15 protein-coding genes, 4 pseudogenes and 1 other annotated feature are annotated in these 21,303 nt (G+C 70.8%); of the genes and pseudogenes, 14 read left to right on the forward strand and 5 right to left on the reverse strand.

What is annotated here, in order from left to right; genetic code table 11:
- Both ACWIZO_RS21785 and ACWIZO_RS21790 read left to right on the forward strand, forming a co-directional pair.
- Nucleotides 1-1,644, forward strand: a complete 1,644-nt coding sequence (locus ACWIZO_RS21785) for a patatin-like phospholipase family protein (RefSeq protein WP_448639710.1) — start codon at nt 1-3, stop codon at nt 1,642-1,644.
- 13 nt (nt 1,645-1,657) lie between these two features.
- Nucleotides 1,658-3,067 (forward strand): M4 family metallopeptidase, encoded by a 1,410-nt coding sequence (locus ACWIZO_RS21790; protein WP_448639711.1) that lies wholly within the window; start codon nt 1,658-1,660, stop codon nt 3,065-3,067.
- Nucleotides 3,068-3,277: 210 nt separating this feature from the next.
- Here ACWIZO_RS21790 and ACWIZO_RS21795 read toward each other — a convergent pair.
- Nucleotides 3,278-3,600 (reverse strand): annotated as a pseudogene (locus ACWIZO_RS21795) (transposase).
- A 212-nt stretch (nt 3,601-3,812) separates the two neighbouring features.
- On the opposite strand from ACWIZO_RS21795, the gene ACWIZO_RS21800 reads away from it, so the two are divergent.
- Both ACWIZO_RS21800 and ACWIZO_RS21805 read left to right on the forward strand, forming a co-directional pair.
- Nucleotides 3,813-4,616, forward strand: a complete 804-nt coding sequence (locus ACWIZO_RS21800; protein ID WP_448639712.1) for an HARBI1 family protein — start codon at nt 3,813-3,815, stop codon at nt 4,614-4,616.
- The gene (locus ACWIZO_RS21805; RefSeq protein ID WP_448639713.1) at nt 4,613-5,425 is read left to right on the forward strand and encodes a transposase family protein; all 813 of its coding nucleotides are present in this window, start codon (nt 4,613-4,615) and stop codon (nt 5,423-5,425) included. The genes ACWIZO_RS21800 and ACWIZO_RS21805 overlap by 4 nt, the downstream gene beginning before the upstream one ends.
- Nucleotides 5,426-5,696: 271 nt before the next feature.
- On the opposite strand, the gene ACWIZO_RS21810 is transcribed toward ACWIZO_RS21805, so the two are convergent.
- A complete protein-coding gene (locus ACWIZO_RS21810) occupies nt 5,697-6,707 on the reverse strand; it encodes a hypothetical protein (RefSeq protein WP_448639714.1) in 1,011 nt (336 codons plus the stop codon).
- A 295-nt stretch (nt 6,708-7,002) separates the two neighbouring features.
- The gene (locus tag ACWIZO_RS21815) at nt 7,003-7,170 is read right to left on the reverse strand and encodes a hypothetical protein (RefSeq protein WP_448639715.1); all 168 of its coding nucleotides are present in this window, start codon (nt 7,168-7,170) and stop codon (nt 7,003-7,005) included.
- Between the two features lie 199 nt (nt 7,171-7,369).
- On the opposite strand from ACWIZO_RS21815, the gene ACWIZO_RS21820 reads away from it, so the two are divergent.
- From ACWIZO_RS21820 to ACWIZO_RS21860, 9 genes and pseudogenes are all read left to right on the forward strand, one after another.
- On the forward strand, nt 7,370-8,017 hold the full coding sequence (locus ACWIZO_RS21820) for a DUF4062 domain-containing protein (RefSeq protein WP_448639716.1): 648 nt from the start codon (nt 7,370-7,372) through the stop codon (nt 8,015-8,017).
- A gap of 11 nt (nt 8,018-8,028) precedes the next feature.
- Nucleotides 8,029-8,844 (forward strand): annotated as a pseudogene (locus ACWIZO_RS21825) (S8 family serine peptidase).
- Between the two features lie 529 nt (nt 8,845-9,373).
- Nucleotides 9,374-10,597: a toll/interleukin-1 receptor domain-containing protein gene (locus ACWIZO_RS21830; protein WP_448639717.1), complete on the forward strand. Its 1,224-nt coding sequence runs from the start codon at nt 9,374-9,376 to the stop codon at nt 10,595-10,597.
- A 133-nt stretch (nt 10,598-10,730) separates the two neighbouring features.
- Nucleotides 10,731-12,986: a hypothetical protein gene (locus tag ACWIZO_RS21835; RefSeq protein ID WP_448639718.1), complete on the forward strand. Its 2,256-nt coding sequence runs from the start codon at nt 10,731-10,733 to the stop codon at nt 12,984-12,986.
- A 14-nt stretch (nt 12,987-13,000) separates the two neighbouring features.
- Nucleotides 13,001-14,149, forward strand: coding sequence for a TRAFAC clade GTPase domain-containing protein (locus ACWIZO_RS21840; protein WP_448639719.1), 1,149 nt, complete (start codon nt 13,001-13,003; stop codon nt 14,147-14,149).
- Between the two features lie 3 nt (nt 14,150-14,152).
- Nucleotides 14,153-15,091 (forward strand): hypothetical protein, encoded by a 939-nt coding sequence (locus tag ACWIZO_RS21845; protein WP_448639720.1) that lies wholly within the window; start codon nt 14,153-14,155, stop codon nt 15,089-15,091.
- Nucleotides 15,092-15,120: 29 nt separating this feature from the next.
- Nucleotides 15,121-15,582 (forward strand): hypothetical protein, encoded by a 462-nt coding sequence (locus ACWIZO_RS21850; protein WP_448639721.1) that lies wholly within the window; start codon nt 15,121-15,123, stop codon nt 15,580-15,582.
- Nucleotides 15,583-15,908: 326 nt separating this feature from the next.
- Complete coding sequence (locus ACWIZO_RS21855) at nt 15,909-16,316, forward strand: IS630 transposase-related protein (RefSeq protein ID WP_448639722.1); 408 nt, start codon at nt 15,909-15,911, stop codon at nt 16,314-16,316.
- A gap of 56 nt (nt 16,317-16,372) precedes the next feature.
- A complete protein-coding gene (locus tag ACWIZO_RS21860; protein WP_448642986.1) occupies nt 16,373-16,906 on the forward strand; it encodes an IS630 family transposase in 534 nt (177 codons plus the stop codon).
- Between the two features lie 42 nt (nt 16,907-16,948).
- Here ACWIZO_RS21860 and ACWIZO_RS21865 read toward each other — a convergent pair.
- A pseudogene (locus ACWIZO_RS21865) lies at nt 16,949-18,146 on the reverse strand (IS3 family transposase); the annotation flags it as partial.
- Nucleotides 17,741-17,869, reverse strand: a sequence feature (AL1L pseudoknot). It overlaps the preceding pseudogene by 129 nt.
- 67 nt (nt 18,147-18,213) lie before the next feature.
- A pseudogene (locus ACWIZO_RS21870) lies at nt 18,214-19,536 on the reverse strand (NF041680 family putative transposase); the annotation flags it as partial.
- Nucleotides 19,537-19,967: 431 nt separating this feature from the next.
- Between ACWIZO_RS21870 and ACWIZO_RS21875 the strand changes: the two are divergent.
- Nucleotides 19,968-20,795: a transposase family protein gene (locus tag ACWIZO_RS21875; RefSeq protein WP_448639723.1), complete on the forward strand. Its 828-nt coding sequence runs from the start codon at nt 19,968-19,970 to the stop codon at nt 20,793-20,795.
- Nucleotides 20,796-21,303: the final 508 nt, after the last annotated feature.

Here is a 21,303-nt window from a genome sequence, read left to right on the forward strand (position 1 = left end):
ATGGTCGACACCCCCGACCGGGAGACACCCCGCTTTCCAGCCAGCCAGGTCGAGCGCGTGACCCGCGAGATCGAGGACACGTTCGACGCCTGGCAGGTCGGACCGGCGACGACAGTCGTCAGCGGTGGGGCCCGTGGAGCCGACATCCTCGCCGCCGAGGCGGGCCTGCGCCGCGGCGCGCGGGTGCGGTTGTGCCTGGCCCTGCCCCCCGATAAATTCCAGAAGCGATCCGTCGAGCTCCCAGACAGCGACTGGGCGAACCGCTTTCACGAACTCCTGCCACGCTGCGAAGTCGAGATCGTGCCGTCCGGCGATGCAGCGCCGGACGGGGAGGACGTCTTCGCCCGGGCGAACATCCGACTGGTTGAGCTGGCCGGCTCGATCACGCCCTCCCCGCACGCACTGCTGGTGTGGAACGGGCAAAGCGGGGATGGGCCCGGCGGAACCGCGGACTTCGTTCGCCGGCTGGGTTACACCGGCCCCGACCCCCGCGTGCGGGTGATCGATCCAACTCCCCGCCGCTATGAGGAGCGCCAGTCCGCCTCGGGGCCGAAGCGGCTGCTGGCTCTGGACGGCGGCGGCATCCGGGGCGTGCTGACGCTCGAGGTGCTCGCCCGGCTGGAAGAACAGCTGCGGCAGCAGCGCAGTGACCGCGACCTCGTGCTCGCCGACGTCTTCCACTACTTCGCCGGCACCAGCACCGGTGCCATCATCGCGGCCGCGTTGGCCATGGGCCAGCCGGTCGAGCAGATCCAGGAGCGCTACACGACGCTGGGCCGCAAGGTCTTCCGCAAGCGGCTGCTCCCGATGCGCCTGCGCTCCATGTATCGGGACGGCCCCTTGACTGAGGAACTGGAGGACTTCTTCGGCACCGGCACAACCCTCGGAGACCCGAGGTTTCGATCCCTACTGCTGCTGGTTCTGCACAACACCGTGACCGACTCACCGTGGCCGCTGAGCAACTGCACTCAAGCCAAGTACAACCGCGCCGACCGCTACCTGAACCCCGTCCCCGACCGCAACCTCGACCTTCCGCTAAGCACCCTGGTCCGCGGCAGCACCGCCGCACCGGTCTACTTCCCTCCCCAACGACTACGGGTTGGGGCCCGCGACTTCCTCTTCCAGGACGGCGGGATGACCCCCTTCAACAACCCCGCCCTCCTGCTGTTTCTCATGGCCACGCTGCCGGAGTACGGGCTGTGCTGGCCGGCCGGGGAAAAGGACTTGCTCGTCGTTTCCGTGGGCACCGGCTCGGCGGCCGCGATGCATCCCGGCCTGCGGCCCCGCCAGGTGGACCTACTGTTCAACGCCTCTAACTTTCCAGGCGTGTTCATGCGGGGAGCGTCCGTGGGACAGGACCTCGTCTGCCGATCCCTCGCCCGGACCCGTGCCGGCGAGGAGATCGACCGCGAGTTCGGCAGACGCCTCGACGCCGTCGCGCCCGGCGGACGCAACCTGTTCACCTACGTCCGGTACGACGCGGACCTCTCCGACGAGTCACTCGCCACCCTCGGCATCTCCAGCCGCGACGCAAGCCGGCTGCGCAAACTTGACGCTGTAAGCGCAATATCTCAGTTGAGGGAGGTCGGTCGCTCGGTCGCCGCGCGGGTCGACGTCGAGACGCAATTCGCGGACTCCGAGTGACGAGGACGCGGCGATGCCTGGGACCCCACTGTCGGTCTTCGTCTCTTACGCCCACGAGGACGAGGCCCACCGCGCTGCGCTGAGTACCCAGCTGTCACTCCTTCGGCGCTCAGGCCTGATCCGCGAGTGGCACGACCGGCAGCTGGAAGCTGGCCAGAGGTGGCGCGAGGAGATACTCGCCGAGCTGACCGCGGCCGACATCATTCTCCTGCTGGTCAGTCCGGACTTCATCGCCTCGGATTTCGCGTGGGGTGAGGAAGTCAGCCATACCATGAGCCGGGAGGCGGAGGGCACGGCGCGGGTGATACCGATCATCGTGCGTCCGGTGGACTGGCAGTCCGCGCCCTTCGGGAGACTTCAGGCGCTGCCTCGGGACGCCAAGCCGGTGACCCTGTGGCGCAACCGCGACGCGGCCTGGCTGGCCGTGGCCGAGGGCATCAAAACGACGGCGGAAGAGCTCGTCGAGGGCTCAGCACCGGAACCCCGCCCGAGGACCAAGGTGTCTTCACGCGGCGGGAAACCGCGGCGGAGCCCCCCACCCGGCCCGCCCCCGTCGTCGTCGGCACGGCGCCGGGCGGTCCACGACGCAGCGGGCAGCTCAGCGATCCCGGGCGCGCTCGCGCGTGCAGAAGGCGATCCGCCGACCGGCGATCCGATCGTCGACGAGACCTTCGAAGCGATTGGGTCCACGCAGGACTTCTTCCACAACGTCTTCGGACGCGCCTCGCTCGACGGCCGCGACCACGACCTGACCGCCGTCGTCCACTACCGACATGGCTGGAACAACACGGCGTGGAACGGGCAGTTGCTCCTTGTCGGGGACGGCGACGGACGACTGTTCACGCGGTTCAGCGGGTGCCTGGAGGTGCTCGCGCACGAGCTCAGTCACGCGGTGATCGAAAGCTCCACGAAGCTCACCTTCTGGGGTGAGTCGGGAGCGATCTGCGAGTCCATCGCCGACGTCTTCGGCGTCCTCGTACGGCAGTACCGTCTCGGCCAGACGGCGGTCGAGGCCGACTGGCTTCTCGGGGCGGGACTGCTCGCTGACGGGGTGAACGGTGTGGCACTGCGGTCCCTGAGCAGCCCGGGGACCGCCTATGACGACCCGCTGCTGGGCAAGGACCCCCAACCCAGGCACCTGCGGGACATCGTGTCATCACAGGAGGACAACGGCGGCGTGCACGTCAACTCCGGCATCCCGAGCCGGGCCTTCTACCTGACTGCGACGGCTCTCGGCGGTCACTCCTGGGAACGCGCCGGACGCATCTGGTATGAGACGGTCGTCGATCCGCGCCTGCGCCCGGACGTCGGCTTCCGCGAGTTTTATCAGCTCACCTGGGACAAGGCGCGGGAGCTGTACGGTGATGCTTCCGACGAGGCCCTCGCCGTCGAGTACGGCTGGCGTCTGGTGGGCGTTGCTTAGGTGCAGCTCCTTCCTTGCCCCCACCCCGGACACTTCCGTGCGGGAGCCATGCTGTACGTGTGCACCGGACGCAGCGCATGGGACCCCGGAAGAGGGCTGTCCCAGAGTCAGAGCAGCGTCTCGGCCGACGTCTCAAGCCGTGCACGCCGAGGTGACGTCCCGCCCGGTGGTGGAACTCGGTCCGGTTCGCGGGGTCTTCTGCAGGTTGGACTATGACGCGGTCAGAGCCGGCTGCGCCACCTCGTCGGGTCGGTCGAGCAGGGCCATGGAGCCTTCGGAGAGGTAGCGGCGGTCAGAGACCTGCCATTCGTCGTGCGCCTCGACCAGCACCGCACCGGCCAGCCGCGGCAGGGTGGCGGGGTTGGGAAAGACACCGACGACGTTGGTGCGGCGCTTGATCTCTTGTTCAGCCGTTCCAGCGGATTGGTCGACCAGATCTTCTTCCAGTGAGGTCTTCTCAACCGATTTGCGCGGAAGAGCTTTGCTGAACGCTGAATGAGCAGGTCAGTGGCTGGACGACGACGTCGCTGCACAGGGGCGTGGGGTCCGGCAGAGGATGGCGTCGACCAAGAACGACCCTCATCCGCACGGACCCCACGTGATCACTTACTGAGGTTTTCTCACTAGCTTTGACGGCTTGATTGATGTCGTCGCTGGTCGCGGCCGGGGTCGCAGAACAGGGCGCGGGCTCTCGGGGTGAAGATCGTCTCGCCAAAGGCCGATCGCCACTTCCCGGGAGCCCGCTGTGTCTCATCGTGCCAGCCTGGATGTGTCCGCGACGGTGTTGAAGGCGGTGACCGGCTGGATCGCCGGCCGCCGGCGTCGACCGGGATCGCGTCCGGCGCAGCGCGCCGGCACGGTGCACACCCAGGTCGTGCTGGCGCTGCGCTGGCTACGCCACCGCCTCGACGTACGCACCCTGGCCGGCGAGGCGGGGCTGAGCATCGCCACCGCCTACCGGTATCTGCACGAGGCGCTCGACGTGATCGCCGGGCACGCGCCCGACCTGGCCGACGTGCTCGACCACGCCCGCCGCGGCGAGCTGCCCTTCCTGTGCCTGGACGGCACACTCGTCCCGACCGACCGGGTCGCCGCCCGCGCCGAGCGCGGCCATCACCTGTGGTACTCCGGCAAGCACCACGCCTTCGGCGGCAGCGTGCAGGTGCTGTGCGACCCCGGCGGCTTCCCGCTGTGGGTCTCCGACGTCCGCCCCGGCTCGACACATGACCTCACCGCGGCCCGCGAGCTCGTCCTGCCCGCGCTGTACCCGCGCGCCGCCCGGGGATTGCCGGTGCTGGCCGACAAGGGCTACACCGGCGCCGGCGTCGGCGTGCACGTCCCGGTCCGCCACCACCCCGACGGGCCGCTGCACACCGACAACCGCTGCTACAACTCCCTGATCACCGCGCTACGCGCACCCGCCGAACGCGGTCACGCCCTGCTCGGCCGCTGGCGGGCCCTCGACCGGGTCACCGTCAGCCCGCACCGCATCGGCGCCATTGCCGCCGCCGCATTGGTGCTGACCTCACTCGACCGCGGAACCAGGTGAGAAAACCTCACTCTGCCACGCTCGACGTGCCCGAGGCCACCGCCGTCCTGCTCACCGACCTGCTGATCGCCGAACGCCGCCGCCGCGGCACCGGCATCGGCGCCCGCGCCGCCTCCGCCCGCGACCAGGCCATCTTGGTGCTGCGCTGGTTCCGCCAGGACGCCGACATGCCCACCCTGGCCCGCGACACCGGCGTCTCGGTCGCCACCGGCTACCGCTACCTGCACGAGGGCATCGACGTGCTCGCCGACCAAGCCCCCGACCTGCACCGAGTGCTCGAGGCCGGAAGTGCCGCCGGCTGCAGCCACGTCGTCCTCGACGGCACGCTCATCCGCACCGACCGCTGCCGGACCACCAACCCCGAGTCCGGTCACGACCTGTGGTACTCCGGCAAACACCGCGCCCACGGCGGCAACGTGCAGGTCGTCTGCGACCCGGACGGTTTCCCGGTGGCCGTCTCCCCCGTCGAGCCGGGCTCGATGCACGACCTCGCCGCCGCCCGGGCCACCGGATTCCTCGGTGCGCTGCACGCCGCGGCCGCGCTGCTGGGCCTGCCCACCCTGGCCGACAAGGGCTATGACGGCGCGGGCGTCGGCATCCATACGCCGGCCAAGGGTGCCCACCTGGCACCCAGCACCGCGACCTGCAACCGACTGCTGACCCGGCTGCGCGCCGAGGGTGAGCGCGGCATCGCACTGCTCAAGAACCGGTGGAAAGCACTGCGCCGGATGCGGCTGTGCCCGCAGCGGATCGGTGCGGTCGTCGCCGCCGCACTCATCCTGACCAACGCCGAGCGACCAAACCGTTGAGAACACCTCACTGCTGACACATGGGCCTGACTTGCAGGGATGCTTCTCCTCGCCGTGCGTAGACGGCCAATCCTGGTGAGAAAACCTCAGTAGATCGATGGTCTGCGCGAACGTCCTTGAGTTCGGGACGACACCCACCTCGACGAGGCGGTTTAGTTCGTCGGCCAGCACCCCTGGGTCTCCGTCAGCCATTCCGTAACCAGATGGCCACGCCTGTCGACCAAGTTAGAGCGGATCCGTCGAACGGGGCCGCCTCGGAGCTGAACCTCGTTTACCTACGTTCCCCCGTGCGGTGCAGGATGGCACGCAACTCGGCAGCTAGCTTCTCCTGCAGCTGCCGGATGGAACGGTAGCGCAGGTGCCTCTGTCCTCGGACGTCGAAGTAGGCCTGACTGTCCTCGTGACAGACGATAATCGTCGGAACACCGCAGCCCCAGGCGTAACCGATCTCCAGCGCCACATTCGGGTTTCCCTGTGAGACGTCGGCGATGACGAGCGCAGCCCCCGCAATCCTGCTTTTCATCATGTCCACCACGTCGCCGGTGAACGACACCTCATCCATCCGTTCACACAAGAGTCCCATGTCGCGCACAGCCGGTGCGATACCGAAGTGCAAGTGGTCGCCGAAGACGTCGTCGAAGGGCATCGCGACGAAGGCGTGAGCGCGCTGCGCGGAGTCGTACCCCACTGACGCGAGCCGGTCTCTGGCCGAAGGGGGCTGTCGAGACGGTCGAGGTCGGTCGGACCTAGGCACGGCGGCGTCCAGACCCAAGTCACGGAGAACTCCGCGCATACGGTCAGATCTCCGCGGGTCGGTCTCGAGGAAGACGACCCGCTCAAGGCGATCCGGCGCACGGCCTCCACCGACAGCGTCCAGGATCCCGGCAACCTCTGACTTGAGCGCCTCCAACTCGTCCAACCCGAAGCCGACGCCGTGCAGGGTCAGGCACAACTCGGACGACGCCAAGCCCTCACGCGCGCTGATGCTCACCGCGCGATCAGCGAACTGACGGATGTCCGAGTACCCGAATCGGGGAAGGGGAGGTACGCCTAGGAAGAGAACCGCACGCGCTGCAATGCCGACGGGATGTCGCACGACGGTGTACTCACCCACACCCGGTAACGGCACCGCGCCACGACCACCCATTCGCGCCACCGCGGCGTTGTCTACCCCGTAGAGCGCTTGGGCGTACTTCAGCACCAGCACGTCGGTGGGTCGGACCAATGCATCGCCCACCTCGACGCGCACGGCGACAGGTGATTCACCGTCGGCCATGCTCACGTCCCTTCATTGAGGTTGAGGTACTTCTACCTGCTGTCGATGCGAGCCTGCTGCGCGGTGAGCCGCGAGAGCGCCGAGCCGCACAGCCATCCACGACACGACCGGCGCGTCGCCCCTCGACGAAGCGTGCCGGCTGGCCATCACACCAGCGTCACCTTCAACCGATGAGGTGGAAGCACACACACGGTTCGGTCAAGATCCACAGCAGCTGAGCGTGGAGACGCTCATACCCACCACCGGACACGCGGACGACGACCGGGCGCGCCGGCAGGCGGCCGACCTCTGTCGACGACACCTAGACCGGCTCGCCGGCCGACCGAGGTCGACAGTCCTCCTCGCTCATGTTCGCGAGGACAAGACATGGGTGCACCGGCTGAGGTCCTTCCTGAGCCAGCTCGTCGCCGAGATGGTCGTCGATGCGGACGGAGAGTGCGGTCAGGAGGGTGTTGAGGTTGGTCGTCACGACCCGAGCCTGTACACCCGATCGGCGTGGTCCCGGACGGCGAGCCGAGCTGCCGGTCTGACGGACCGAACCGGAGTAGGGTGCCGCCACTGTCCGATGGCGCATCAGGTGAAGCGGCTCCGGCCGACACCGCGACGACGTCGGCACCGCGCACGTGCGAGCGGCGGGACGGCCCGGGCGGCAACCGGAGCCGGGCGACGTGGCCAGACGGGTACTCGACATCTTCTTGTCCTCGACATCGGTGAACCTGCGGGAGCACCGCAGCACCGTCACCGACGTCCTGAGCCAGATGGGCCAGTTCGCGGTCTGGATGGAGACGTTCGGTGCGCGGCCGAACAAGCCGCTGGACACCTGCCGGGAGGAGGTGGAGGCCTGTGATGCCCTGATCGTCCTGGTCGGCCACCGCTACGGCTGGGTGCCGTCGGAGACCGACGGCGGTGACGGCAAGCGCAGCATCACCTGGTTCGAGGTGCAGTGGGCGCTCGACGCTGGCCGGCCGGTGTACGCGTTCCTGGCCGACCCGACGCGCCGTGGTCCGACCCCCGCGAACAGGACCGTCTCGTCACCGCGACAACGCAGGCGCAGAGCATCGGCGTGTGGCGCGCCGTCCGCGGGCTCCTGGAGTTCCGAACGTTCCTCGACGGGCATGTCACACGAGCGCTGTTCCGGTCGCCCGACCACCTTGCGGGCCTGGTCGCGACGAGCCTGTTCCCATGGCTGCTCGAGAACGCTGGCCCCGTGCGTACATCTACTGCGGCGGACCGGGCCAATGCGGCGGACCGGGCGCCCTCCCCCGGCATCCCCCCGGACCGGCCACCGCAGGGGAGCGGGGCGCGCGACGAGCTGAGGTACCAGCAGGTGTACTGGCAGAAGCAGATCCACGTCCGGAGCGCGCGCGAGTTCATCGGCGACCGTCCTCCCGTCCGGGTCGCAACCGTCGCAGGCCGTCCGCAGACCAAGCACCCGGCGCTCGGGGACGTGGAGATCACTCTCGTCTCGCTTCAGAGCGCCTCGGTGCCACCGCCCCCCGACAACTACACCACGGCGCTGGCCGCCTTGATCTCCGCTGTCGGTCACGACGGCTTCGGCGGCGTGGCCCCCGGCACGCCCCTGCTGGCGATCAGCGTGCTGGACGATCACCTCGGCGCGTCTAACGCGGCCATCGCTGCCGGGGTCGACCGCGCCGTGCTCGGCGGCGCCCGGATCATCTGCCTGGCGCTGGGATTGCCGGGGCGCTCCGACGTGGTCGACGACGCGGTGCGGGCGGGAGTGGTGGTGGTCGCACCGGCCGACAACGGCGGCGACGAGATGCGTCGGTACCCGGCCGCGTCGACCGGCGTCCTCGCCGTCGGGGCGGTCGACCACCAGGGGCGGCTGATGCCCTGGACCAGCCGCGGACCCTGGGTCCCCGTCATGGCGCCGGGCTATGAGATGTCCCTCCCGGCCGGCGAGCGCGGTTACGCGCCGTGGCAGGGCACCTCGTAGTCGTGCGCCATCGTCGCCGGTGCGGCCGCGCTGCTGCTGCAGGCCGATCCGGAGCTGACCCCGGCACGGATAGAGGACGTGCTGGTCGCCACGGGGCAACCGGTCGGTGGACCGGACGGCTGTGCTCACGGCGTGGGCCTCGACGTGTACGCCGCCGCCCGCCGCCTCGTTGACGGTCCCGAGGTGTGACGGGCCGGCACCGGTGCACCGTCGTGCCGTGGGCCTCGCATTCGTCGTCCTCCGTCCGAGCAGCGCGTTGACACACCGGTGACGGCCGCGCAGGACGATCCGTGCGACACCGACGGGGAGGACCGCCCACCCCGGTGCGCCGGGTGTCCTGGGCCGGGCCCGGGGTCTGGAGGTCGAGACGATGCTCATCCTGATGGCTGCCGCCGCGGACGACGGTGAGGTCTCCGCGGTCCGGGAGGTGCTCCACCGCTCGGGTCACACGGTGACCGATGACGCCGCCGCGGACGTCGACCTGGCTGTGGCGCTGGTGTCGCCCGACGCCGCCGAGGAGGGGCTGGCCGCAGTCTCCAGGACGCTGGCGCCCCCCAGCGGGAGGGGCGTCCCGACGGTGGGCGTCGTGGTCGGGGACCCGACCCGGCTCCCGCCGGCGGCCGAGGCCATCCCCCGGTCCGGCGGGTGGGTGCCGGCCGGGGGGTCGGACGCCGACGCGGACACCCTCGTGCGCGCCGTCGACGCGGCCGTCGGGAGCATGGCCGCGAGCGACGAGCCGGACACGGTGGACGGCCGGCAGGAGCCCGGCCCCCCCGACCGGCCTCCGCCCTCGCGGCATCTGCGCGCCCGTGCCAGGGACCTCCTGGCCGTGTCGTCGGCCAGGGCCCGGGAGGCGGCCCGCGACGTCGCCGGCGCGGCCAGGCACCGCCCGGCCGGCACCGACCCGGCCGGCACCGACGGCGCCGCCGAGAAATGCGTCGTCTTCGTCTCCCATTCGAGCCGGGACAGGAAGGCCAAGGACGTCGTCGCCGAGCTCGAGCGCCTCGGCTACGCGGTGTGGGTGGACCACTCGAACATCAAGGGCGCGGACGACTGGCGGGTGAGCATCGAGCGCGCGATCCGCGCCGCGGACGTGTTCGTCCTCCTGCTCTCCCCGAGCGTCACGCGCAACCCCCGCTACGTCTGGGTCGAGCTCGGTCTGGCGCAGAGCGCGGGCAAGAAGATCGTGCCCGTGCGGCTGCACCGCACCGACACGATGCCGGAGGGCTTCAACCTCGTGCTCTCGGGCCTGCAACGGGTCGATCTCTTCCCCGACTTTGCCACCGGGATGACGAGGCTGGCGGACGCGCTCGGGGGTGCGGACCGGAAGCAGCCCTCCGGTGCGCTCACCGCCCGGCTGCGGCGTCGCACCGGGCAGATCCGCCATTTCGCGGACGAGCACGAGCTCGGGCGGCACCTCAAGGTGGTGGCGGCGGCAGCGGCCTCGGGTGCCGTCCTGGCCGCCGCAGCACTGCGGAGCGCCATGGAGGAGCAGCAGGCCCAGAGTCAACGACTCTTCGACGAGCAGCGCGAGGCCGGCGAACGGGAGCAGCAGCAAGCGCTCGAGGACTACCTCGACCGCACGGCACGGCTGATCAACGACGGCATGCAGGAGGTCAAGCTGTCGAACGGGATTTCTCCGGCCGACTACAGGGACGAATTCCGTCCCACCTTCACGTCGATCATCGGGGAGGTCCGAGGCAACCGCCCACCCCGGAAGGACCTCCAACCCCGGCACGACCAGTTGGTCGACGAGCTCCGCAAGCTCCTCGCCGCCCTCGACAGCGCCGTGGAGAAGGCCGATCGCGGTGACGTGGCGGGGTTCCAGCGGGCGGTCGAGCGCTACAACAAGGCGTGGTCAGGCCTGGTGATTTCGACGCTGCAGTGGTTGGAGTCGGCTCGGCACGACCTGGCGGCTCCCGGGACCTCCCGACTCGCCTGATCCCCGGTGCGTATCACGCGCGCTGCATCCGCACTCCACCCAGCACCGGCGGCCTCGCCGAGGGGCCCGGTACCCGACGCCGGTGGTGCGGACGGGTGCGCACCACCGACCGGACCGATCCCGAGGGGGTCAGATGACCGACGTGCAGGAACGGATCGACGCGCTGCTGCGGGACCGCCGGGCCCGGCTGCCGGCGGTCACGGCCGAGATCGAGCGGTGGGGTCGTCTCGACGGCGCCCTGAATCAGCTCACGTCCGCACTCGAGGACCTGCGGGCTCACCCGAAGACGCCCGGGGAGGTGCGCGGGAGCCTGACCCTCCCGCAGGCGTCCGACCTGCGCCGCGAGGCCGCGGAGCTGATCGAGACCTACCGGGTCGTACAGGCGCGCCTCGGGCGCCCGACCATCAACATCGGTGTGAGTGGCGCTGCCCGCGTCGGCAAGAGCACGCTGCTGCAGTCGATGACGGGCCTCGGCGACGACCAGATCCCCACGGGATCGGGGATCCCCGTCACCGCCGTCCGCAGCCGCATCTACCACGCCCCCGCTCTGCACCGGGCGGTCGTGCGGCTGCACACCGACCAGTCCTTCCTCGACGAGGTCGTGGGACCCCTGCACGCCAAGCTCGGCTTTACCGCCCGCGCCACCTCGCTCGACGAGTTCCGCCGCTGGAGCTACGGGGAGGCGGAAGCCGGCGAGACCGAGCACCGCAGGCGCCTGGAGGACGTGCAGCGCTCCCTCGACACCTTCGCGGGGTGTCTCACGGGCGGTGAGCGGGTCATCGAGGACCTGAGCCAGCTGCGGCCGTGGGTCGCGTACCCGACGAACGCCGAGCTCACCGCCGCCGAGACGTCGGGCACGCCGGTGAGCCGCCTGTACCTCGCGGTCCGGGACATCCGGATCGACGTGCCGTTCCCGCGGTCCGTGGTGGAGCAGCTCGGCATCGTGGACCTCCCCGGGCTCGGAGAGATCGACCCGGATGCCGAGCAGCGCCACGTCGACGGCCTGCGCAACGAGGTCGACGTCGTCCTGATCGTGAAGCGTCCGGTGCAGGGCATGGCCTATTGGGGCGACGGCGACCTCCGGGCGGTCACGCTCATCGACCAGGCGCGCGGCTTCGTCCGTGACCGGCGCGACTTCCTCTCCCTTCTGGTCAACGCCGGCGCCGACGACGACCCGCACCTCGTCAGCTCGCTGGGCGACGACATCCGGCGGCAGGTCAACGACGGCCAGGACGGCCGGTTCATCACCGTCTACCGCGCCGATGCGGCCTCGGGGGACTCCGTCGTCGACGACCTGCTCCAGCCCCTGCTCGAAGCGCTCGCGACGAGCCTGCCCAGGATGGACCACGAGATCGGCGAGGGCGTCGCGGTCGCCGCGGCGGCGCTGGCCGGCCGCGTTCGGACGGCGGTCGGCGACGTGGAGCGCGCGCTGCTCGAGCTGCAGAGGCGCACGGTCGCCCCCGCCGAGAACCTCGACCAGCGCGTTAAGGACCTACGTGAGGACCTCGCGGTCGCGCTGACCGCGTACGTCGCCGAGCTGGGGCAGCTCGCGGCCGGGGACCGCGACGACGACGACTTCGTCGCCTCCGTCGAGGAGAGCCACCGCGCGATCGTCGAGTGGATCGACTCGGGGTTCGGCGAGGGCGAGGAGGCCTGGTGCCGCACCGCCGTGCGCGCGATGACCACCGACAAGAACGCCGCGCCCTTCACGGTGCACCAGCTCAACCGCATCCGGGTCGAGATCGGCCGGCGGTTCGGCACCCTGAACGACTTCTTCAGCCATCGTCTGGACGAGGTCTGGACCCGCCTCGCGGCCATCATCGGCGCCTCGACCGGTGAGCTCCTCGACGGCGTCGAGGGCCGGGCCGCGCTGGAGCGACTGGCGCAGTACCTGGAGGAGGGCACCGAGCCCTGCCCGCACCTGTCCGGCGCGCTCGAGGAGGTGCTTGACATCCGCCTGGAGTACCGCACCCAGCTGTATCCCCAGGTCCGCGCCCAGCTCGGTGACCTGCTCAACTTCGAGACGACGAACCCCTTGACCGGCGAGCGCCGGGACCAGATCACGGTCGAGACGACCGAGGCGGGGGCACGGCAGCTGTTCCGCTTCGTCACCGCCCGGGCGCACCAGGCCGCCTACCGGATCCGCAAGTCGCTGCTGAACGAGGCCGTGACCCCGAGCGTCGTCGTCCACGCCTTCGCCGAGCAGTTCGAGGACGACCTCATCCGGTCGGCGCACTCGGAGCGGGAGTTCAAGCGGTTCGCTCGCAGCTACCGGGACCTGCTGTGGCCCGGTGTGTACGAGGGGATCGAGCTGGACGACGCGCGCGTGGGGCGGGTCAGACGGGCAGCCGCGGCCGTCGCCGACTGTGTGGCAGGAGTGGGCGCATGAGCGGAGGAGGCGCCGTGAGCGACGAGCTCTCGTTCAAGGTCAGCATGCTCGGTCCGACCCGGGTCGGTAAGACCTCGATCATCGCGAGCATGCTGCACGGGGGGCAGCAGCTGCTCACCGGGACGCCGGTGACCATGCGCGCGGCCGACACGGCCACCGACCGGCGGATCACGCAAACCCGTCGCGCCCTGCGGGCCGCCCTCCACGCCGGCGAGTTCCGGCCCGACAGCCTGAAGAGCACCAGCGAGCCGCACGAGTACGGCTTGCTGCTCGACCCGGGGGTGGACGGCGCCGGCGTGCGGTTCGACCTGCTCGACTTCCCCGGGGAGTGGCTCGACCCGCTCAGCCGTCCGGACGACTCGCAGGAGGCCTGGGAGAGGTGCGTCCGGTTCATCGACCAGAGCAGCGTGCTGATCGTGCCCGTCGACGCGGCCGTCCTGATGGAGGCCGATCGCAAGGAGTACCGCTCAGCGTGGCCGTCCATCCTCACGATCGACCAGGTCCAGGACGTCGCCACACGCTGGGCCTCGACACGCAGGGTCCGCGACACCGAGCCCGCGCTCGTCGTCTTCTGCCCGGTCAAGTGCGAGGTGTACTTCGCGGACAACGGCGGCTTCCGTGACGAGTCTGACGAGCTGTTCCAGCGCTTCATGCAGGTGTACGGCAGCGTGGTCGCGCAGGTCCGGGCGGAGTACGCGGACGTCGCCCAGCTGTACTGCCCCATCGACACCCTCGGCTGGGCCGAGCTCCGGTCGGCCGTGTGGACGCCGTCGGCGGTGGAGGCGTCCGGTTGGCGGTTCGAGCCCACGTTCACGCTGCGGGCCGACGCACTCGCGGGGACCGCGCAGTTGCGGACGAAGGGCGCCGACGACCTCCTAGCCGCGCTCTGCGCCCAGTTGATGGAGGCCCGCCGGGCCGCCGACGCCGTCACGGCGGAGGCGGCCGGCCAGGAGTACGTACGGGTGAAGGCGAGGGCGGAACGCCGGGAGGGGCTGTTCATGGACGTGTGGCTGTGGGCGAGCCGGGAGCGGTCCCGGCGCAGGCAGCTGGCCGAGCAGGCGGGCCGGGAGGCGCAGGAGATCCGCAACCGGCTCGACGCCCTCGACAAGATCGTGAGCGACATCGGGCGCCGCGACCGCGGGAACCGCGTCAAGGACCTGTAGGCCGTGGACGTCTACCTCGAGACCCGCGGCAACGCGCGGAGCACCGGCTACAGGTTCCTCGGCGGCGGGCCGGGCGTGCGCTGGTGGCGGCGCTATGGCGAGCGGACTGCCTTCGAGGAGGCGACGCTCCTCGTGGAGCGCGACACCGCGGGGATGCGGGTCTACCTGGGCGGCATCCCGTCGAGCCGGCGTGATCCCACGGGGAGCAGCAACCGTGTCGCGATAGTGCTCGAGATCCCCGCCGGCGCCGAGGTCGCGGACGAGGACCCCGACCTGCTGCTGCGGCTGGTCGCCGCGTGGCTGCATGACGTCGCCGAGGGGCACGAGCCCGGCGTCCTCCAGCGCGCACTCGACGAGGCGTTGCCCGAGGACGAGGTGGCCCGGCTGTACACCGGGGCGGCCCCCGGCGAGATCCCCAGGCTGGTGCGCGACGTGGCCAGGTCACTGCCGTCGGTGGCACCGGACGACGAGCCGGCACCGCCGGGTCCCGCGACGTCGTGGATCGCCCCGGTGCGGTCGGCGGCGGCTCGGGCGGCCTTCCTCGACCGGGTGCGCACCATGCTCGGCCAGCACGACGACGGCGCAGCGGCGCTGGTGAACCTCGTTGACGACGCCGAGTCGTACGCCCTGGCGCCGAACGCCCCCCCGACCGCGGTGCTGGCCACGGACCCGGACGGCCGCATGGACGACGCGTTCGCGCCGCTGATGCCAAAAAAAGCGCCGGTGGCTCAGCCGGGAGCGCCGACGGCGGGTGGATCGGGGCGCGATCCGGATCGCAGGGTGGTCGCGGCCCTACTCGCGGTGGCGGTGGTGGTCCTGGCACTCGTGGTCTGGGACTCGACGACCGCGGGGCGGACGCCGGACGGCGGGACAACCCCGAGCAGGACGAGCCCGACGCCCTCCCCAACCCCGACGCCCTCCCCCACCCCGGCGTCTGGGTGATGGCGCTCCAGTCCGGGGAGTGGAAGCTCGTGCACGACCAGGTGCCGTCGTGGACGCACGACGGGGCCCTGCTCTTCACCATCGACCGGACGATGTCGCCGCGGACGGAGGGCGGGCGGGCGTACCACCTGACGGGTGAGCTCCGCATACCGCGGTCACTGCTACCACCCGTGCTCCGCGACGCGGTGACGGCCCATGCCCTCGAGCGCCTGAAGAGGGAGGCGGAACGACTGATCGACGAGAATGGGCTGCTCGGGTTCGGCATGGCCGGGGTCCGCGCCCTCGAGAAGGGGGTGAGGATCCTCACCTCCGGAGGACGTATGGACGGCCCGGCCGACACCGGGTTCGTCCGGATAGACGTCTGGATCTGTGACGAGAAGGGTCGACCGGACCGGCGTGGCGACGGCTACGTCCGGCTCTCCCCTCCCCCGTTGACCGGGAGGGTCGTGGCCGTCGTGCGCCGTGTGCTGCCCCCCACCGCGACCGGCTGACCCGAGGACCCAGTCCGACCGCGCGGCGCCGGACCCAAGCGCGCCCCGCGCCAGGCCGGAGCGATCGAGGCGACGCGGACCCCTGCCGGACCTCGAACCGCAGGCCAGGCGGGCGGCGACGGACGAGTCGGCCTGTAGGCCGGGGACGAATCCCGGGTGGTTGGCGACGACGCTGGGCGGCCTAAGCTCGCCTTTTAGGTTCAGGCGGCGGCTTTGTGGATGGCGGGATGGCGTGGTGTCCTGCGCCGGGTTCAGTGGAGGCTCGGAACTGACAGCGGTGTGCTGATTGCTTGACGGTGCGCGGGCAACGGGGTAGCCCAATCGGCATGCGGGCGTACTCGACGGATCTGCGTGAGCGCGTGGTGGCCGCCGTCGATGGCGGCATGACGTCTGAACGGGCTGCGACGGTGTTCAGGATGTCGGTGCGGACCGTGGAGCGGTATCTGCAACGCCGGCGGGCCACCGGCAGCCTGGCGCCTACCGGGCAGCGGCACGGGTCGGTGCCGGAGAAGAAGACCCGGCTGCAGGCCTGGCTGCCGGCCCGGCTGGCCGAGGCGGCGGACGCGACCTTGGCCGAGCATGCCGCCGCGTTCACCGAGAGCACCGGGGTGGTGGTGTCGCTGGCGACGATGTCCCGCACGATCGGCACGCTGCCCGCCGACGCCCCGGCGCAGGCGGTGACTGCGTCGGGGCGGGCGCGGCGGCCGGGCCGGCCGCTGAAGTCACAAGCCTGAGCGCCACCGAGCGCGACGAGACCGCGCGCACCCGGTGGCGCACCGACCTGGCCACGATCGACCCGACCCAGGTGGTGTTCGTCGATGAGTGCGGCACCCACACGTCGATGACCCGCCGCAGGGCCCGGGCGCCCCGCGGCGCCCGGGCGGTCGGGGCGGTGCCGCGCAACCGCGGGCCGGTGACCACGCTGATCGCTGGGCTGTCGTGGGCCGGGATGACGGCGGCGATGACGGTGGAGGGCGGCACCGACACCGCGGTGTTCGCCACCTACCTGCAGCACTTCCTGCTGCCCGCGCTGCACCCGGGGCAGGTCGTGGTGGTGGACAACGTCGGCGCGCACAAGCCCGACCGGATCCGCGCGCTGGTCGAGGCCGCCGGCTGCCGGCTGGTGTTCCTGCCCGCCTACTCACCGGACCTGTCCCCGGTCGAGGAGGCGTTCGGCAAACTGAAGACCCTCATCCGGGCGGCCGCCGCGCGCACCCGGGCGGCGCTGGACGCCGCCATCGCCGTCGCGCTGGCCGCGGTCCCCGCCACCGATGCCGCCGGCTGGTTCGCCCACGCCGGCTACCCCATCCGACAAGCCACATGAGAACCGCTGTGACGCGGTGACGGTAGTCGCCGCGGGGTTGTGCCGGTAGAAGACGTCTTCGTGCTCGGCCGGTGGGATCAGGCCGATCTCGCCGTGCAGCCGGCGGTGGTTGAACCAGTCGATGTACTCGGCGACGGCGATCTGGAGGTCGTCGATGCCCTTCCAGGGGCCGCGGTTGCGGACCAGTTCGGCCTTGAACAGCGAGTTGAAGGCCTCGGCCAGGGCGTTGTCGTAGCTGTCGCCGGTGGAGCCGACGGAGGCGACCGCGCCGGCCTCGGCGAGGCGCTGGGTGTAGCGCACGGCGACGTATTGCGATCCCTTGTCGGAGTGATGGACCAGACCGCTGACGTCGCGGCCGGCCCGTCGGCGGGTCCAGAGGCCCATCTCCAGGGCGTCGAGGGCCAGGTCGGTGCGCAGCGAGCGAGACAGTTGCCAGCCGACCACCCGGCGGGAGAACACGTCGATGACGAAGGCGGCATACACCCACCCGGAGAAGGTCCGGCAGTAGGTGATGTCGGCGACCCACAGCTGGTCGGGGCCGGTCGCGGTGAAGGCGCGGTCGACCAGGTCCGGGCGGGTGTCCGGGCCGGTGCCGGGCACCGTGGTCCGCGGGCCCCTCGTCCGCGTGATACCGCGCAGACCCTTGCGGCGCATCAGCCGGGCGACGGTGCAGCGGGCCACCTGATGGCCTTGCCGGTGCAGTTCGGCGTGCATCTTGCGCACCCCGTAGACGCCGTAGTTGTCGCTGTGCACCTGCTCGATGACCTCGGTGGTCGCCGCGTCCGTCTGTGACCGCGCCGACGGCGGCCGCGACGTGGCGGCGTAGTAGGTGCTCGGGGCGATCTTCGCGCCGGCCTCGGTGAGGACGCGGCAGATCGGCTCGACCCCGTGCTCGAGCCTGTACTGGTCGATGTAGGCGACGATCAGCGGGAGGGGCGGTCGAGCTCCGCCGCGAAGAAAGCCGACGCGCTCTTCAGGTCGCGTTGGCCCGGCGCAGCTCGCGGACCTCACGTTCGAGCTCGGCCAGCCGGGTGGCGTCATCGGTCGTGGTGCCCGGCCGGTGCCCCTGGTCGATCTCGGCCTGGATGACCCAGTTGCGCAGCGTCTCGGGGTTGATGCCCAACTGCTCGCCGATCCGCTTCAACGCCCCGGTCCGGGTCGCTGGGTCCCGCCGGGCGTCGACCGCCAGCCGGGTGGCCCGCTCCCGCAGCTCGTCGGGGTACTTCCTCGGTGCCGCCATGACTCTCATCCTCACGTGGATTGAGAGCCTCCATCAGACCCGGTACGGGACATGGTGCTGGTCCTCGTCGGCTGCCTTTTGGGCGTCCGGGTGAGCGGCCGCAGGGTTTCGGTGGGCTGGCCGGGGTGCCCAGCAGCGGCAGCAGCCGAGGGAATCCGCGGCGGATGCGGGTCGGGGTGAGCCGGGCGGTGGGTAGGCGGCGTTCCCAGGGCAGCCGGGTGTCGGCGGTGATCGGGCGGGCCAGCCGCAGCTGGGTGTAGGCGGCCAGGATCAGCCAGGTCCAGCGGTCGGCCTGCTCGGGCGTGCGCACCCGCGGGGTGGTCCAGCCCAGCGCCTGCTTGCAGAAGCGGAAGGTGTGCTCGAGGTCGAAGCGGCGGATGTAGGCCCGCCAGCACAGATCCAGGTCCGGGCTGCCGGGTCCGGTCCACCACAGCCACAGCGTCTTGACCGCCCGCCCACGAGGGCCGGGCAGGTGCTCGACCTGCACCCGGATCACCGTGCCGGCCACGATCGGCGGTAGGTCGTAGTCGGTCCAGCGGCCGCGGCCGGCCAGCTTGGGATGCAGCCCCGCCCAGGCCGTCACCTGCACCCGGCCGTACTGCTCATCGCCGGACTCCAGGATCTGGTCCGGCGGCGGCCAGCCGGCCGGGTCGGCGCAGCAGAATCGGGCGCCGTGTCGGCGCGGCTGGCCCAGCTGCCCCGGACCCCGGGCCGCCGGATCGGTGTAGAAGACCCGGTCGCCGCGGATGCGGACGAGGATCGCCACGGCGGTGTCGGCCAGGTCGACGGTGAGCGCGATCGGGTCATAGCCGGCGTCGAAGACGAACATCGGCACCCGGCCCGTGGCTCCGAGCCGTTCGGTCAACGTGCGGATCTGAGCGGCGGTGGCCTGCCCGGGATCCTCGCCCGGAGCCACCCGCCGCACGTCGAGCGGCGCGGTCCAGCAGTCGAGCGCCCAGCTCAGCTGGGCGATCCAGGAGTAGCACCAGCCGGCCACGATCGGCTGACCGGCCGAGTGCCGGGTCGGCGAGTAGTAGAACCCCCGGCCCGCCGAGCACTCGGCATCGCAGCGGGGCCAGGTGCTGGCATCCACCGCGAAGACCGGCGCACCACCGCCCCGGTGGGCGACGAGCAGCTCGGCCAGCCGCTGGGCGTCGACCTCGCCGACGGCCAGGGCGGCATACACGCTGCCCCAGCCGCGCCGGTGTGTCGGGACCAGGCTCAGATGCGGCAGCGACGGCATCGCCTCCGCCGCCAGCAGCGCGTCGACCAGCTCGAAAAGCGCATCCCGCCGCCGGCCCAGGCATCGGTACAACTCGCCGCTGAAGCGCTGCAGGCCCGCGGTCGTCAGGCTCTGGTCAACCCCACCGGCCAGGATCAGACTGTTCATCACGGCCACCGCCGTCGCTTCGAAGCCTCGCAACTCCGAAGGATCCAGCGGTGGCCGCCCTCATGCCAGGCCCAGCATCACGGCGACGCCCTCAGCGCGCCCGGCGGGTTAAAAGCCAAGCTAAGACGACGTTGCGGAAGTCCGGCTTCGTGCACCTCGCCGACAGTTGGCGCAGGTGGGGCGGACGCGCCGCGGTGTGCCCATCTAACTGACGTACTTCCGCAGCCGACCGGATCCGTCCGGAAACTGCTTCACCCCGAAGGGCATCACGATGAAGCATTCAATAGGATTCACGTACTGAGGTTTTCTCACCAGCTTTAACGGCTTGACTTGTGTCGTCGCTGGTGGCGGCCGGGTTTCAGGAAGAGGGCGCGGACTCTCGGGGCGAAGATCGTCTCGCCAAAGGTTCTCCTCTTTCCCGGGAGCCCGCTGTGTCTCATCGTGCCAGCCGCCATGCCCGCTTGGACGTGTCCGCGCCGATCCTCAAGGCCGTCACCGGGTGGATCGCCCGCCACCGTCGCCGTCCCAGAACCCGACCGGCGCAGCGGGCCGGCACGGTGCACACCCACGTCACCCTCGTGCTGCGCTGGCTGCGCCACCGCCTGGACGTGCGCACCCTCGCCGGTGACGCAGGCCTGAGCGTCGCCACCGCCTACCGCTACCTGCACGAAGGCCTCGACGTGATCGCCGGGCACTCGCCCGACCTCCAGGCCGTGCTCGCCGAGGCCCGAACTGCCGGGCTGCCCTTCCTCTGCCTGGACGGCACGCTGGTCCCGACCGACCGGGTGGCCGCCCGCGCCGTGGTCGACGGCCGGCCAGCACACCACCGGTGGTACTCCGGCAAGCACCACGCCTTCGGCGGCAGCGTCCAGGTCATCTGCGACCCGACCGGGTTTCCGCTGTGGGTTTCCGCTGTGCGCCCCGGCTCGACCCACGACCTGACCGCTGCCCGCGAGCTGGCGCTGCCGGCGCTCCACCTCCATGCCGCCCGCGGGCTGCCGGTGCTGGCCGACAAGGGCTACACCGGCGCCGGCGTCGGCGTGCACGTCCCGATTAAGCACCACCCCGACGGGCCGCTGCACACCGACAACCGCTGCTACAACCAGCTGATCACCAGGCTGCGAGCCCCCGCAGAGCGCGGCAACGCCCTACTCGGCCGCTGGCGCGCCCTCGACCGGGTCACCCTCTGCCCACAGCGAATCACTGCGATTGCCGCTGCTGCACTCGTCCTGACTTCACTCGACCGCGGAAACAGGTGAGAAAACCTCACTGCATCCTCTCCAGGTGCTTAACACCGTAGCGGGCCCTATAGGACTAGTCGCTGTGCTCGCACAGGGGTTCGCCTGTCGAATGTCTCTCGAACCCCGCCAGAGTCGTTCATCAAAGGAGTGCTACGGGGTGACGTCCCGGCTGGCGGCGTAGCTCACCGCCTGCGGAGGTTCTGCGGGTCGGACTCCGACGGCGCCGTCCTCGCAGTCACCGATAGCGAAGTTGAGTGAGGCCGCGACGGGGCCCCGGGACGAGACTGCGCCGAGGCTCGGAACACGACGGGCAGGGTCTCCTGCCCGGTCGCCAACTACACGGGGGGTGCGTAGCGAGTGAGGCGTCGGGCAGTTCCAGCCCTCCCGCCTGTGCGGTGAATACGGGAAGTGGATTGCGACGCAGATCCTCAGCAGCCCGCTGACCGGTATGTCCTGGTTTGCCTCGGTGAGAAGGTGAGCAATTGCTGACCGACCATGCCCAGCGTGGCGGCGAACCACGGGGTGC

The organism is Geodermatophilus sp. URMC 63, from assembly GCF_053502565.1.

What these genes read in the sequence shown, in the direction of transcription:
- ACWIZO_RS21855 (WP_448639722.1), top strand. Translation starts at nt 15,909, where the DNA reads ATGCGGGCGTACTCGACGGATCTGCGTGAGCGCGTGGTGGCCGCCGTC.
- ACWIZO_RS21830 (WP_448639717.1), top strand. Translation starts at nt 9,374, where the DNA reads ATGGCCGCGAGCGACGAGCCGGACACGGTGGACGGCCGGCAGGAGCCC.
- ACWIZO_RS21790 (WP_448639711.1), top strand. Translation starts at nt 1,658, where the DNA reads ATGCCTGGGACCCCACTGTCGGTCTTCGTCTCTTACGCCCACGAGGAC.
- ACWIZO_RS21835 (WP_448639718.1), top strand. Translation starts at nt 10,731, where the DNA reads ATGACCGACGTGCAGGAACGGATCGACGCGCTGCTGCGGGACCGCCGG.
- ACWIZO_RS21785 (WP_448639710.1), top strand. Translation starts at nt 1, where the DNA reads ATGGTCGACACCCCCGACCGGGAGACACCCCGCTTTCCAGCCAGCCAG.